This is a genomic window from Paenibacillus sp. ICGEB2008 (assembly GCF_000307675.1).
Lineage (GTDB): Bacteria > Bacillota > Bacilli > Paenibacillales > Paenibacillaceae > Paenibacillus > Paenibacillus polymyxa.
Window position 1 is genome coordinate 148,244 of the sequence record NZ_AMQU01000026.1, and the last position, 14,975, is coordinate 163,218.

16 protein-coding genes and 1 pseudogene are annotated in these 14,975 nt (G+C 44.6%); 1 reads left to right on the forward strand and 16 read right to left on the reverse strand.

Translation table 11 applies throughout. The annotated features are described in order from the left end of the window. Together recO and C400_RS27030 are read right to left on the reverse strand one after the other, a co-directional pair. The gene (gene recO, locus C400_RS0121485; protein ID WP_016821583.1) at nucleotides 1–753 is read right to left on the reverse strand and encodes a DNA repair protein RecO; all 753 of its coding nucleotides are present in this window, start codon (nucleotides 751–753) and stop codon (nucleotides 1–3) included. A 42-nt stretch (nucleotides 754–795) separates the two neighbouring features. Then, nucleotides 796–933 (reverse strand): YqzL family protein, encoded by a 138-nt coding sequence (locus C400_RS27030; protein ID WP_013372137.1) that lies wholly within the window; start codon nucleotides 931–933, stop codon nucleotides 796–798. Between the two features lie 75 nt (nucleotides 934–1,008). Here C400_RS27030 and C400_RS27035 point away from each other — a divergent pair, with 75 nt between their 5' ends. Then, a complete protein-coding gene (locus C400_RS27035; protein ID WP_128574152.1) occupies nucleotides 1,009–1,302 on the forward strand; it encodes a hypothetical protein in 294 nt (97 codons plus the stop codon). A 145-nt stretch (nucleotides 1,303–1,447) separates the two neighbouring features. Here the strand turns inward: C400_RS27035 and era are convergent, their stop codons facing one another. The 14 genes and pseudogenes from era to C400_RS0121560 form a co-directional block, all read right to left on the reverse strand. Continuing rightward, complete coding sequence (era, locus tag C400_RS0121495; protein WP_017428155.1) at nucleotides 1,448–2,350, reverse strand: GTPase Era; 903 nt, start codon at nucleotides 2,348–2,350, stop codon at nucleotides 1,448–1,450. A gap of 51 nt (nucleotides 2,351–2,401) precedes the next feature. Next, complete coding sequence (locus C400_RS0121500; RefSeq protein ID WP_016821585.1) at nucleotides 2,402–2,776, reverse strand: diacylglycerol kinase family protein; 375 nt, start codon at nucleotides 2,774–2,776, stop codon at nucleotides 2,402–2,404. Beyond that, nucleotides 2,776–3,273: an rRNA maturation RNase YbeY gene (gene ybeY, locus C400_RS0121505; RefSeq protein ID WP_017428156.1), complete on the reverse strand. Its 498-nt coding sequence runs from the start codon at nucleotides 3,271–3,273 to the stop codon at nucleotides 2,776–2,778. The genes C400_RS0121500 and ybeY overlap by 1 nt, the downstream gene beginning before the upstream one ends. Nucleotides 3,274–3,328: 55 nt before the next feature. Next, nucleotides 3,329–5,576 (reverse strand): annotated as a pseudogene (locus tag C400_RS0121510) (HD family phosphohydrolase). A gap of 95 nt (nucleotides 5,577–5,671) precedes the next feature. Continuing rightward, entirely contained in the window at nucleotides 5,672–6,643 is a 972-nt protein-coding gene (locus C400_RS0121515; RefSeq protein WP_016821588.1) for a PhoH family protein, read from the reverse strand. 6 nt (nucleotides 6,644–6,649) lie between these two features. Then, entirely contained in the window at nucleotides 6,650–7,843 is a 1,194-nt protein-coding gene (yqfD, locus tag C400_RS0121520; protein ID WP_017428158.1) for a sporulation protein YqfD, read from the reverse strand. Then, nucleotides 7,840–8,133: a sporulation protein YqfC gene (gene yqfC / locus C400_RS0121525; protein WP_016821590.1), complete on the reverse strand. Its 294-nt coding sequence runs from the start codon at nucleotides 8,131–8,133 to the stop codon at nucleotides 7,840–7,842. Before yqfC ends, yqfD begins: the two co-directional genes overlap by 4 nt. A gap of 402 nt (nucleotides 8,134–8,535) precedes the next feature. Then, the gene (locus C400_RS0121530) at nucleotides 8,536–9,945 is read right to left on the reverse strand and encodes an amino acid permease (protein ID WP_017428159.1); all 1,410 of its coding nucleotides are present in this window, start codon (nucleotides 9,943–9,945) and stop codon (nucleotides 8,536–8,538) included. Between the two features lie 426 nt (nucleotides 9,946–10,371). Further along, nucleotides 10,372–10,950 carry a hypothetical protein gene (locus C400_RS0121535; RefSeq protein ID WP_017428160.1) on the reverse strand — a complete coding sequence of 193 codons (579 nt, stop codon included), beginning with the start codon at nucleotides 10,948–10,950 and terminating at the stop codon, nucleotides 10,372–10,374. Nucleotides 10,951–10,993: 43 nt separating this feature from the next. After that, nucleotides 10,994–11,995 (reverse strand): flotillin-like protein FloA, encoded by a 1,002-nt coding sequence (gene floA / locus C400_RS0121540; RefSeq protein ID WP_016821594.1) that lies wholly within the window; start codon nucleotides 11,993–11,995, stop codon nucleotides 10,994–10,996. A gap of 42 nt (nucleotides 11,996–12,037) precedes the next feature. Then, nucleotides 12,038–13,405: an NfeD family protein gene (locus C400_RS0121545; RefSeq protein WP_017428161.1), complete on the reverse strand. Its 1,368-nt coding sequence runs from the start codon at nucleotides 13,403–13,405 to the stop codon at nucleotides 12,038–12,040. Between the two features lie 280 nt (nucleotides 13,406–13,685). Beyond that, on the reverse strand, nucleotides 13,686–14,129 hold the full coding sequence (locus C400_RS0121550; protein ID WP_013372151.1) for a GatB/YqeY domain-containing protein: 444 nt from the start codon (nucleotides 14,127–14,129) through the stop codon (nucleotides 13,686–13,688). Between the two features lie 16 nt (nucleotides 14,130–14,145). Continuing rightward, entirely contained in the window at nucleotides 14,146–14,319 is a 174-nt protein-coding gene (gene rpsU / locus C400_RS0121555) for a 30S ribosomal protein S21 (RefSeq protein ID WP_005547957.1), read from the reverse strand. A 169-nt stretch (nucleotides 14,320–14,488) separates the two neighbouring features. Then, on the reverse strand, nucleotides 14,489–14,848 hold the full coding sequence (locus C400_RS0121560; RefSeq protein WP_013372152.1) for a histidine triad nucleotide-binding protein: 360 nt from the start codon (nucleotides 14,846–14,848) through the stop codon (nucleotides 14,489–14,491). Between the last annotated feature and the right edge of the window lie 127 nt (nucleotides 14,849–14,975).

A 14,975-nucleotide genomic window follows, 5' to 3' on the forward strand; every position in this document is an offset into this window, starting at 1 on the left:
TCACATATCGTACTTATCAAGCTGATCCAGGAAATTACGGGATTTCAGCTTAACCTCCAACTGCATATCCATGAACTGACGCATGACATGTTTGATCTCCAGCTTGGTGGAGTCCTTCACGTCGATATTGCCGAGTCGATTTAAATCCATTTGAGCGAACAAGCGCAGCAACTTCAACGTACGTGGAGCAACACTCAACGCAGCTGGATCAAAATGCTTGTAGCCCCGACACAAAACCCCACCTAACCTCGGACTGATAAACATATCTTCATCAGCACATTGTTGACCGCTTGAAATACAAGCATCAAGCTGAGGTGCATATCCGGCCGCCTGCAATATTTTAAATTCATAAATACTCATGACGATCAGCGGATCCTTGCCACTCTCCAATGCCTCCAAACAGGCTTTAAGCTGCTTAAACCAAAATGCACCTGTTTCCTCATCCTGTAATACCCGATCAAGCAGTTCACAAGCATAGGAAGCGTAAGCAGCCTTTGTAATATCCTCGCGCAGTGTATGGTGGGATTGGATAATTTCACCGGCATTCAGTGTGCCTAAGCCTGTGTTACGAAAAAAAACAAATTCACCGTACGTAAACGGCTGCGTTAAAGCAGCATGACGGCTTTTGGATTTTTTCGCGCCTCTGACCAGCACACCTACTTTGCCTCCGCTTTCGGTGCAAAGCGTAATAATTTTGTTCCCCTCACCGTAATCCATGCTGCGGATGACGATTCCTTCCATCCTGTAAAGCATGCTTCTTCCCCCAAACATTCGCGAAGAAGCCAGTGGTTCGCTCTATTCACGGGCTTCTTCATGCTCGTCCGACTCTCCTTCATCCGTGTCTTGCTCCCTTGTCACGGCGCTCTCCCTGTATAACAGATACGCACCGACATCTCCAGTCATCGCAAAATACTTCCACGAAAAATCTCGCATTCGTATTCATCCTTTCTTCGGAAATGACGTCTGCATCTCAAAAATAGGATGATGCGAAGAGGGAAGTAGTATGCGATGAAATTAATGGATTACGTTGAAAAAGGCTACTGTGTACGGTCTGGACACCGCTTCGCGAATGATTTGATCTTACGATCGCTGTTACCCCTGAATTTATTTTATCCAATGAGAAAAGGAGTAAATTCAGGGGTAAAGGCGAACGCTGACGCTTCTTCAGATTCAAATTCTTCGCTCCGCTACAACGTGCATACAGTTACAATAACTCTTTTAAAAAGCACTCCTTATTTCATCGCTGGAAGAAAGGGTAAGAGCAAGAAGTTAAGCGCCGCTTATGCGCGGCGCTTGGGATGATTAGAAGACTGATACTTATCTCCGTCGTAGAGATCGGTACGGCTTTTTTATGATACTTACAACAACTATACATATTATTTAACATCAATCTTAGCCTCAATAGACCTTTGATGACCAAAGTGATGGTAGATATCGATATCTGCTTTTAAGCGTCGCGATGGAAGCCCAGGTCACGAAGGACACGTTCCTGGTTACGCCAGTCTTTTTTGACTTTAACCCAAAGTTCCAAGAAAATTTTGGAGCCTAGCAAATTTTGGATATCCTGGCGAGCTTGTTTGCCCACCTCTTTGAGCATGGCTCCCTGTTTGCCGATAATGATCCCCTTCTGGGAATCACGCTCTACAAAAATAACCGCCATAATATGCACTACACCATTATCCTGTACTTTCATGTCTTCAATCATAACCGCAATAGAATGGGGTACTTCCTCACGTGTCATGTGCAAAATCTTTTCCCGAACCAGCTCGGCAATGACAAACTGCTCTGGATGGTCGGTAATTTGGTCATCAGGATAATATTGCGGACCTTCTGGCAAGTATTTTTGAATCTGGTCCAACAGAGTGTTAACATTATTGCCCATTTTGGCCGAAATCGGCACAATTTCCGCAAAGTCATACAACTTGCGATACTGCTCAATCAGGGGCAACAATGCCTCCGGCTCAATGCGGTCAATTTTATTCAACACCAATATAACTGGTGTTTTGACTTGTTTAAGCTGTTCCGCAATAAAACGGTCGCCTCCGCCCAAACCTTCAGCAGCGTCAATAAGAAAAAGTACCGCTTCTACCTCACCCAATGTATTAAAAGCGGTCTGATTCATATAATCGCCCAGTTTTGACTGCCGCTTGTGAATCCCCGGTGTATCCAAAAATACAATTTGTGTGTCCTCTGTGGTGTATACACCGTGAATTTTATTCCGTGTCGTTTGGGGTTTGTCTGACATGATGGCAATCTTCTGCCCAATGACATGGTTCATCAATGTTGATTTTCCGACATTGGGTCTGCCCACAATAGCAACAAAGCCGGATTTAAAGTGTTTCTTAGCCATTTTATTTCCTCCAGCGCGATTAAGCACCTAATTTTTATTTTGCTCTTTTCATTAAAGCAGCTGACTCATTAACGTCAACAAAGGTCTATAAAATACAAATATGCCAATAATTACAGCAAAAACCGCTGCCAGGAGCACGGCTCCGGCGGCGGTGTCTTTAGCCGCTTTGGCCAGCGGATGAATATCAGGTGAGATTAGATCCACCGCTGCTTCAACAGCGGTGTTGATCAGTTCGGCTACCATGACTATGGCAATGGCCATGCACACGAATAACCAGTCGAGCCGGGAGATGCGCAGAGTTAACCCTGCCACAATGACAAGGAGCGCCACGACCGCATGTATCCGCATATTTACTTGCGTACGCAGAGCGTATACCACGCCTTCTGCGGCATAGCGAAAGGTCATTCTCCAAGGCTGACGTCTCATTACCGTGTCAACCCCACTTGAGCCAGCACAGCTTCCTGCTTACCCATCATTTCCGCTTCACTTGCATCGTCCTGATGATCATAGCCTAACAGATGCAGAAAACCGTGAACAAACAAAAAACCGATTTCACGCTCAATTGAATGTCCATATTCTTCGCTTTGAGCTTGGGCTGTCTGTACAGAAATAATAATATCTCCTAGAACATCCGGTACATCGTTTAAAGGATTTTCTTCCGTCGGTTCGTAAATAATTTCAAGCTCTTCATCTAGTGTTTCCTTCATAGCAAAAGACAACACATCAGTAGGACGATCAATTCCGCGATAATCCCTGTTCAACTCATGTATTTGATCATCATTCACGAAAGTAAGGGCAACCTCACCGTCTATAACCCCTTCCGCTTTGCCAGCCTCCTCTAATAAGGTGTTCAGCATCGTAATCAACGATTCGTTAATTACCATATCGTTTTGTTCATTATTCCAAGCTAATTGAAGGCCCATGCCAACCGCTCCTTTTAATTCTAATGCTTTACCTGTGCTTCATGCACAAGTAATATTAAGCTTTTCCACTTTCGGGCTTAGGTCTTTCCTCTGGATATTCAATACGGGAATGAAAAATTCCCATTACTGTTTCCTTGAGCGTTTGGGCCACGATATCAAGCTCCCTCATGGTCAGTTCACAGTCGTTAAACTGGTGATCATCAAGACGGCTCTTAATAATTTTTTCAATCATGGATTCTACCTGCTCCACCGTAGGTTTTCGCAAGGATCGAACTGCTGCTTCCACACTATCAGCAATTCCTACTACAGCAGCCTCTTTCGACTGAGCCTTCGGTCCCGGATAACGGAAATCATCCTCTGTGAAGTCAGGCTCCACCCCCCGTTCTTCCGCCTCACGCAATGCCTTGTGGTAAAAATAGTGCAGAAATGTCGTTCCGTGGTGTTGTTCGGCTATATCACGAATCGGCTTGGGTAGCTTGTAATCCAATTGCATTTCCACACCATCACGGGCATGGGCTATAATGATGGATTTACTAAGCTTGGGCTCTATTGTATCATGCGGATTTTCCATCCCATTTTGATTTTCAATGAAGTACGAAGGCCTTTTGGTTTTACCAATGTCATGATAATACGAACCAACCCGGCACAACAACCCATTTGCTCCTATAGCCTCCGCTGCGGCCTCCGACAGATTACCTACCATTACACTATGATGATATGTTCCGGGAGTCTCGGTAAGTAGCTTGCGAAGCAATGGATGATTAGGATTTGACAATTCGACAAGCTTCAGTGCCGACAAGATGCCAAAGGTGGATTCAAAAAATGGCATTAGCCCTATAACAAGGATCGCTGTAACCAGACCACCTGCAAAAGCAAAGGCTACCCCATAGAGTGTCGTTGTTTGAGTCCAGTTCCCTTGGTCAATCAGCGCCAAAGAAAAAACAGCCAGAGCCCCGAACAGGCATACCATAATAGATCCCTTGAACAGCGTTGAACGCTGGCTGGCCCGGTGGGTAGAAAAAATCGACGCCAGACAGACCACAAGGGCAAAAAAACCAAAATTAAAATCAAAAATTTGTCCCTGACGAACATTCAAAATAACACTTGCCAATATACTGAATATAACGGCACATACGAATGCCAGCGACATATCAAGCAACAACGTTACAAGCATAGCTCCAAGTGCGATAGGTGCCAGATAGCCGAGGTAGGATCGTTCACTAGTCTGCAGTATAGAAATTAACATCATAGCTCCCACTGTAATCACAAAGATTAACACCAGCATGAGCAACTGTGCATTATTATACTTGAAGTTTCGTGTTCGTGATTGAAATTGACGAATATACATAAACAGACCCAATGCCAGCATCATAGACAGCAACAGCAGGCCAAATTGTGGCCAATAGTTGATTTTATCCTTGAGCAGCTCATTCTCATCAAGCAGTGTATAGATTTCCTGGGTAATAATCTCACCCTTTTTAACAAGTACTTCACCCTGTTTAATGTAAACTGTAGGTGTATCTTCACGAGCCTGTACTTTAGCGTCCTTCGTAGCTGTATCATCATAAAACTTGTTGGCTGTAATCACAAGCCTTGCAAGTTCCTGAACAACCTCCCGGGAGGTACGTTTAGTAAGAGAGCTTGTACTCACCCGTTCAGCTACCTTGGCTCGAGCCGTCTGGGCATCCGTAATTTGATCATTCATCAATCCTGTTACAATCTCACGGGCTACGGGCCGCATTTCGGCAATATCCTCAGATGTAAGTCGCGGAATTTTGATGTATGTCTCCTCTGGGATTCGGTACGTTTGCTCTTTCGTTTTTTCCAGCACCTCATCCAGCAATTTATCTGGGTAGGCATCCGCATTACGGCTGTTGTTCACAAAATTTTGCACGAATTCCCGTGCACGTTGAGGAATCTCATCCTTATAAATCGAAATCTTATCTGCTCTGGAGACCTGATCATCCTGATTGAGCCGTTCAATTCGATCCAAAATACCGGTAATCAGGTTATCGTTGCGGATCGGTACAATGGTATACATGGGCTGCACGCGCTCAGCAGATTCCTCTTGGGCCTTCAAAGTCGCCTTACTGTTAGGAAGCTGCATTGGAGCGACAATTTCCTTTTCACTCGGTTGATTCACCCGGATGTCATAGCGTTCGGGGAGCAGCTTGGACGCAAAACCCACATAAAAAAAGAACCACCAAAAATAAAAACAGAAGATAGCGTGTCGCCACGCTATACTTCCATCCATTCATTCTATGCTGGAACGTTTTTCCTTTAGATAATTCCTTCGAGGTCATCTAAAACAATCCCTCTCCATCATCTTTTTCAAGGCAGCTATGCTGCTCATTTTGTTCGTTTTCTGATCATACCCACTATACTCGTGCTCAAGGGCTTATGCTTGATTTTCAGCAACACGGTCATAAGCGACGATGATTTTTTGAACCAGGGAATGACGGACAACATCCTCTTCCGCAAACTGGACAAAGCCTATTTCCTCAATCCCTTTTAAAATCGCATTTGCTTCAATTAGACCGGATTTTTTGCCACGAGGTAAATCAATTTGTGTAACATCGCCGGTAATAACCATTTTGGAACCGAAGCCAAGTCGAGTCAAAAACATTTTCATTTGTTCTGGTGTGGTATTTTGGGCTTCATCCAAAATAATAAATGAGTCATCCAGCGTACGACCCCGCATATAAGCCAGTGGCGCAATTTCTATCAACCCGCGCTCCAACGCTTTTGCCGTCTGCTCAGGACCCATCACATCGTATAGGGCATCATACAACGGGCGTAAATACGGATCAACCTTTTCCTGTAAATCCCCGGGCAAAAAGCCCAAGTTTTCACCCGCTTCTACCGCAGGACGAGTCAGTACAATACGCTTGACTGAACCTTCCTTTAGAGCAGCTACGGCCAGCACTACAGCCAGATAGGTTTTACCAGTACCCGCTGGGCCAATCCCAAATACAATATCGCGTTTTTTAATCGTGGTTACATAGTGCTTCTGTCCAATCGTTTTGACACGAATCGGTTTGCCCCGAAACGTTGTCGTAATTTCTCCCTTGAACAAATCAAGCAACTGATCGGCGCGCAGATCTTTTGCCAGCTCAATCGCATAATGGACATCCCTTTCGGTCAGTATATACCCATTACGAATTAACTGGAGCAAAACATCGAACAATTGTTCGAGCACTTCCACTTCGTGAGCATCTCCAAAAACATTAATTTCCGCCTCACGAGATGCTATTTTTGCAGGAATAGCTGCTTCGATCAATTTTAAAAAGGAATCCTGCGGGCCGAATAACGCCTGACCTTCTCCCGCACTGTTCAATGCAATTTGTATGCTGCGTTGTTGTTCTGCCAAATAGCCTCATTCTCCTTGGTTATGAACTAACGGAAGTTCTTCCGCAATATCCTGTTCCACTTCAAAAAGTACTTTCATATAAACTTTACCATTCTCTCTCTTCTCATGCAAAATTTTTTGGCTCATTATTTTCGTTCCTTTGCCGTATTTAGCTAAAATATCCGCGCGTGCGCCTTCTATTCCTGACATTTTGGCTTCTGTTTCCGTTAACTTCTGCTCTTGTATCTTGGTCTCCCTCACACTTTCATTCATCCAACCCATCGGAAGTTTGTAAGAACGCCATGTTAGCGGATCATGTTCAACGGTCGTTTTATGTGTAGAATAAGGTATTTTCCCATATCCCCACAATTGTATCGCACGGTTGCCTAGCACCAGATACAAGCGATCGTGGCTATTCCCCGTATATGTGCTGCTGCGTCGTACCATGGGACTACTAATTTCATATTCATGCCACACAAGCCCCTTAATCTCTCCTTTGGCTACGACCTGTTGCTGATTCTCCTCATCTCCAAGCGTTCCTGAAATGAGAATAGCTCCTTTTTTGACCCGTGTATTTTTATGCACAACAGGACGTCCCTGCTCGGCAAAAATTTCAGTGACTACCGCGTCCGCCTTACTGATGAGATGACGTGGACTGTAGAGCGGCGGGGGAGTAGGCTGTGAAGCTTCAACGACCTGAATTGTCACCAAGGTTCCCTGCCTTTCCACACCGATCCAGGATGCCTCTGGAAGCTTCTGCATGAGTGCGCGCGAAAGCTTGTCCTGGCTGGAAAGGCGAAAACTCCATTGAAACGGATAAAGCCCCTCCTGTCGGGCTGCTTTGAGAACAGCTTCCGTTGGGAGCTTGTCATTCCCCTTCACTTCAATGTCCCAGATGAGCGATGACATCAGCAGGAGTCCTATCCAGAACAAGGCCAGTCCTGCGAGAAAAAATTTACGTTTGGCGAGTCGTACAGCAGTAAAAGGAAGTCCTTGACGTTTGAGAACATGCATTTTGCAGCCTGTCCTTCTCAAAAGCGGACGCAACAGGAAGACGTGCGGCAGCAGAAGGTTCATTTCTGCAAGTCTAGTACCCATCGGCCGCACGTTCCAAACAGGTATATGGTGATCAGTGAGTAAATTAATGAAAGCTTCCACACTTTCGCCCTCGACAGCTAGGGTAACCGTGCCACGCAGCTTTGCTAAAGCGGGATGTTTCACGAGCCTTCCTCCGTTCCTTCCAATTGAATATCCGTAATATGTCCCTCTACACTTACCTGGTCTGGCAGGATAGACGTAATGATTAGATCATGGCCTGACACTCTTAGCCTGCCTTGCGCAAGTGCAAGTACGAGCTGGTCTGGTGTAAAATCCACCACACCCCGGTGATTTTCTACATAAAGCTGGCGGCTGCCGATGAGGGTTAACCGCGGCAGATCAAATAGAATATCCTGCGGAAGCTCCAACGTCTCGCTGGCCCACTTTCGCAGTTTGCGGCTCATCCGGCTCATACGGCGAAATCTCCTTTCCTGTCATCAGAACAACTGTTATCCAACGGCTAATAGTTGTTTTGATGGCAGCTATGCTGCTTTTTTTATAATCTTTTGTTATTACCATTAGCACTCCACAGTTGTTTGACGGCAGCTATGCTGCTTTTTTAATCGCTTGTTATGACTATTCGGTTTATCCTATGTCTCAATCATCACTGGACACTGTTACACCAGCGTCACAGATATCTGTACTGTACATTTTATGATCCAGTCATCGCATTTATGAGGCTAAACTTACAATTCGTAGCAACTGCAATATTAAAGAGGAAAAAGACCATGCTTTATAAAAATTCACATAAAAAAAGACAACCTCGTTTTCATATCAAAACAAGGCTGTCTTTTTAGTTTCACAGTATGAAATGGTTAGTTTTCAGAATCCTGATTCAAAAGAGAGTTTTTTCGGGAGTATAAAAAGTAAATAACCATACCAATAACAAGCCAAATGATAAAACGAATAAACGTTTGACCATTCAGATTAAGAATAAGCACCCCACATGAAATGATAGCCAGAATAGGAATAAATGGAACCCCAGGACATCGGAAGGCTCTTGGCAAATCAGGTTGTGTTTTTCTCATCACTATGACAGCGACTGAAATCAGAATAAATGCTGATAAGGTTCCAATGTTCACCAAGCTTGCTAACTCATCCAGCGGGATCAACCCACCCATTAATGCAGATAAAGTACCAAAAAACAACGTGTTAATATAGGGTGTTTTATATTTGGAATGAACCTTTGACAATACTTTAGGTACTAAGCCATCACGTGACATCGCAAACATAATACGGGTTTGACCATATAACATTACCAGCATGACCGTTGTCATCCCCAAGATGGCTCCGATATCCACAATACCCGCCACCCAATTCTGACCGGCAACCTGCAAAACTAATGACACCGGATGGGAGATACCTTCAAATTGCATAAACGGCACAATACCTGTCATAATCGCGCTAACGATCACATACAAAAGCGTACAAATAGCAAGCGAGAAAATAATGCCACGTGGTAAATCACGAGCTGGATTTTTGGTTTCTTCAGCAGCTGATGAAACAGCATCAAAGCCAATGAAAGCAAAAAACACAAGGGCTGCGGCTCCAAACACCCCACTGAACCCAAACGGCATAAATGGTGTCCAGTTGTCTGGCTTCACATATTTAACAGCAACAATAATAAACAATAAAACGACAACAATTTTTACAATAACCATGATGTTGTTAATTCGTTTGGATTCTTTTATTCCAAAATAAAGCAAGAATGTGATAGCCATCAAAATTAAAAAAGCTGGAAGGTTAAAATAAGTAGTTTGGTCTTTTAAAGCTCCTGGCGCAGCAGTGAATTCAACCGGGATATGAAGACCAATTCCTTTCAAAAAGGATACAAAATAACCCGACCAACCTGCTGAAACAGCGCTGGCAGCCAACATATATTCCAAAATTAAATCCCATCCGATAATAAAAGCCAATAGCTCTCCCATCGTAGCATATGTAAAAGTGTAAACAGAACCGGATACTGGAACGGTGGAAGCAAACTCAGCATAAGCCAATGCTGCGAACAAACAAGCGAGCCCCGCAATCACAAAAGACATAACCAAACCCGGACCAGCCGTAACTGCTCCCGTACCTGTCAAAACAAAAATTCCCGTTCCGATAATGGCTCCAATCCCAAGCATTGTTAAATCAAACGCACCCAATTCCCTTTTAAGTGCTTTTTCCCCACGTGTAGCAGCGATCAGTTGATCAATGTTCTTCTTTCTGAACAAGCTATTCCCCATCCATCCCATCCTCCTAAACATAAATTTTTACTTTTTGTATAACCCTGTGACATCACCTCGATATAAATCAAATTTTAGCTAAATATGGGGTAAATTTTCATAAGTTCTATCGTTGAGAACATTATATATAAAAAAAGAAAAAATGAAAACGACTTTTGGAAGGCTTCGTTCATATTGTTACATTTGATCATTTTTTACATAAGTATTTTCACAAATGAGATTCTAAATTAGACAAAATGCCGTCTTTTTAGATGACGGTAAATGTGAGAAGAATGTAGCATATATGAGATCATCACATTCGTTGTTAGGTAATTTGAGCATTTGTCGTTAGGTCTTTTTTTTATTCCAGCAAGTTTATGTATTGCTAAAAACATCGCAAAAAAAAAAGATCCGCCACAGCCAAAGCCGTGACGGATCACTATCATTTTAACGTCTTCCTCCACCCATGTAACGCTTGGAACGCGGAGGGCCTAATATCTCTGCCCAAATTACACCTCTGCGTAGGTCAGCTGCATTCACGGTACCCCGCTCTTGAGAAGTTTGCTCTAGCCCATCTGTAATTTCCTCCGAATCACTCGCATTGGATATACGATCGAGTCGGGCTAAAACCATCCTTCGCTCTTCTTCCATAATACGAATCCGATCCTCTAAAGTCGTACCGTTATCTAATGAATCTTGGTCCATCTGTTCTTCCTTTTTCAGCCCGTCTCCCACTTCTTCTATAGGACGAGCTTCCATCACCGCCCGTCGCTCATTAGGAAATTGACGTTGCAGCTCTCCAGTAACATCTTGCTGACGTCGCTCTATCTCAGGTTCCGTTGTGAAAGGTCTGGACGACGTCGAGGACCCGCGCGAACCATGATCACCACCAAAGGTAGGCATACCTTGCCGCGGGGAAGATTTCCGATCTCCACCTTGAATGCTTTTCCCCAAAAAGGACACCAGTGCAAAGCCAATCACGATCAAGATATACAAATGGTCAAAGATCCAGCTGATAAAATTCATTACTCACCGCCTAACTGCTATAGTTCATCGGCCCGTCCGTTAGTTAATCCCGGTTCTTGTTATCATTCCCCGAGTTCTCATTCGGTTTGCCTAAGGAACTACGCATTTGCGTATCTGCCTCAATATTTTTTAAATTCATATAGTCCATGACGCCAAGTTTACCGCTACGTAGCGCTTCAGCCATTGCCAGAGGCACTTCGGATTCGGATTCCACCACGCGTGCTCTCATTTCTACAACACGCGCCTTCATTTCCTGCTCCTGCGCTACAGCCATCGCACGCCGCTCTTCGGCTTTTGCCTGCGCAATACGTTTGTCTGCTTCCGCCTGCTCTGTTTGCAGGAAGGCACCGATATTTTTACCTACATCAACATCTGCAATATCAATCGACAGAATCTCAAATGCTGTCCCTGCATCCAAACCTTTGGACAATACGGTTCTCGAAATGGAATCTGGATTTTCCAGCACGTCTTTATGCGAGTTACTTGAACCAACCGTTGTTACGATACCTTCACCAACCCGAGCAATAATCGTTTCTTCTCCGGCACCGCCGACGAGTCGATCAATGTTGGCACGCACCGTAACACGAGCTTTAACCTTCACTTCGATACCATCCTTGGCGACCGCAGCAACAATAGGCGTCTCAATAACACGCGGATTAACGCTCATTTGGACCGCTTGCAGAACATCCCGTCCCGCAAGATCAATCGCAGCCGCACGTTCAAATTCAAGCGGAATGTTAGCGCGCTGCGCGGCAATCAACGCATTGATCACTCGGTCTACATTCCCCCCTGCGAGAAAATGACTTTCCAGCTGATTGATATTCAAGCCCAGACCAGCTTTGGTAGCCTTAATGAGGGGATTGACAATTCGGCTTGGCGTGACGCGCCGCAACCGCATAGCTACTAGCGTAATGATACCGATCCGCACACCCGAAGCCAGCGCCGAAATCCACAGCATCACCGGGAAGAAACTAAAAAACACACTCAATACAATAATCACTACTACGGCAATCAGCAAAATACTGACAATACCCGATTCGAACACTCGCATCATCCTCCATTAATCTAATTCTTCGTTGTTAGCTTGCTAGACGCTCGCGTCTGCCTTGACTACAATTCGCCCTCCTTCTACTTTGGATACGATAATCGGCATATCCGGAGCGATAAACTCCCCATTCGTTACGACATCCACTCGCTCATCAGCGATTAGCACCGTTCCAGCTGGACGTAATGGGGTCAGACTGACACCCCTCTGACCTAATAACGTTTCCCGATTCACAACCGAAGAAAACCCTTGGTCAGCCGTTAAACGTTCCTGAAGTATAAAACGGTTCCATATCCCTCGGTCCTTAAAGACAACCGCGATGATCGCCACCACAGCAACAGCCGCTGCAAAAGCAATCCCCAAAGATATAAACGCATGCTGCATGTTGTATGCTGCACGGACTACACCCGCGACAAGGCTGATGGAACCCAAAATACCCAGAATGCCAAAGCTTGGAATGAACATTTCAAGTATAAGCAGTGCCAGACCGATAATGAACAACAGCCACGTCTCCGAACCTGCAAAGCCAGCGATATAATTACCAAAGAAATACAAACCAAATCCAAGTACACCTAAAATTCCCGGTACACCAAAGCCAGGTACAAGCAGTTCAATAACTACACCCGCGATACCAACAAATAAAAGCAATGTCTGCACGATCGGGTTAGTCAATATCTCGGCTGCTTTTTCAGCCCATGTGCGCTCCACATGGATTACATCATCTGTACTGTAGCCCATCCACTGGATAACTTCTTGTTCCGAAGACGCGATGTGATCCGCGTACCCCAATTTCAGCGCTTCCTCACTGGTTAGAGAAATGATCTGACCATTTTCCTTATTAAAGTTCATCTCCGGGATAGATAAAGTCGATTTGGAGTCGACCATGCCTCTAGCAATATCGGGATTGCGCCCGCCCGCTTCTGCGGCAGATGCCATGCTGCTCTTCCACCAAGCTATCGTTTTTGGGTCTGTAATAGCATTCCCCCTGCCGTCTACTAACGCTGCTGCTCCGATAATACTCCCCGGTTTCATAGCAATCTTGTTAGCACTCAACGCAATATAGCTACCCGCTGAGGCCGCTTCTCCCTTTATATAGGCTACGGTCGGTATGGGACTGTCTTTAATCAGTTTGCCCAGCTTCTCCGCTGTATCTACCCGTCCGCCGGGAGTGTTAATATCCAGTAAAATCAGACCTGCTTTGGAATCAACCGCTTCTGCAAATCCACGCTCCATAAATTTGCCCAGACCCTGTTCAATTTCCTGATCAACTGGTATAACAAACACAGCTCCACCCTTTGTTTGAGCTGCCGCTGATCCAGAATGAACTAAGGGTAACAACAGAACGGATATCATAATCCACAACGTTAAAAAGACCAATTTGCGGCTGGAGTGGTGATGCTCTCTATGCATTTCTTTCCCCCCTTTCGATCTTTCCTTGTTACAGCATACCAAACTTTGTTAGACAAACTAAACAGTTTTCAGGATTTAATGTGAAATTATTGGGTATATTGCTAATCCTGACGCCTGTCAAATACTTTACGCCCCTAATGGACATCACGTTTCACACAATTACGGGAAGCGCTTTCATAAAGGCGTTTTCCACCATTCTCTTTTATGGCAGGCATCACACATATAGAAATAACACCCTCTGTAAACAGAGGGTGTTGTGTTTTCCTGTTTGTCGCAGGGTTTATTGCAGAAATTGCTGAACCGCCTGGTTCACGAGCTTACCGTCAGCACGACCTTTTACCTTAGGCATTAAGGCCGTCATTACTTTCCCCATCTCGGCTTTCGAAGAAGCACCGGTTTCCTGGATGGTCTGCTGTACAATAACTTTAATTTCTTCTTCAGAAAGTTGTTCAGGAAGGTACTGAGCGATGATCTCTATTTCTGCTTTAGTGCTTGTCGCAAGTTCATCACGACCGGCTTTTTCAAACTCATGGAGGGCATCTTTTCGCTGTTTGATCTCACGACTCAGAATATCAAGCACTTCGTTGTCGTCCAAATTCCGTTTCAAATCTATTTCAAGATTTTTAATCGTAGAACGAACCATTCGAATGGTGGAGAGTTTGAACTTGTCCTTACTCTTCATTGCTTGCTTCATATCTTCGTTCAATCGTTCGCTCAAATTCATGATTACTTAGATCCTCCTAGAACTTTCTCTTACGAGCAGCCTCGGACTTTTTCTTGCGCTTTACGCTTGGCTTTTCATAATGCTTGCGTTTCTTCACCTCAGCCAATACGCCATCCTTAGCAATGGAGCGTTTAAAGCGACGAAGTGCAGCATCAATTGTCTCGTTTTTGCGAACTTTAGTTTCAGACACCAGTTTTCCCTCCCTCCGACCAGACCGTCCAAGAGCAATAACACGGTTCATCAAATTTTATTATAGGTGAAACGGAAACCAGGTGTCAACCTATAAGAAAAAATGAGTACATAGAAGGAACTTTTTTCCCGTTACTTCCGCATTACTGAAAAGACTAGCTCTGTCATTTTTAAGAATGCGAGTCCGAAATACCTGTCAGGGCACCTAATTTGGCGCCGCCCAGCAAGTGATAATGCAGATGGCCTACCGCTTGTCCACTATCCGGTCCACAGTTGTTAATCAACCGATAACCAGACTCAGCGATTCCCAACTTTTTCGCAACCTCAACCGCAACACGATGAATCTCCGCGATAAGAGGAAGATCCTCCTCCGTTACAGCATTCATTGAAGGAATGTATTTTTTTGGAATAATGAGCACGTGTACTGGCGCCGCAGGCTGGATGTCATGAAATGCGAGCACATTGTCGGTTTCCAACACCTTTTTGCTGGGGATGCTTCCATCCACAATTTTCAAAAACAGATCGTCCATTCAAAACCCTCCTTTGGCAGTGAGCCGATCATAAGCAATTAAACATCAGCAGTCCTTGCTCTCGGCATTCAAAGTTATGTATTTTCCACACCAAACAGAAACATAACCAATCATGATTGGTTATGCC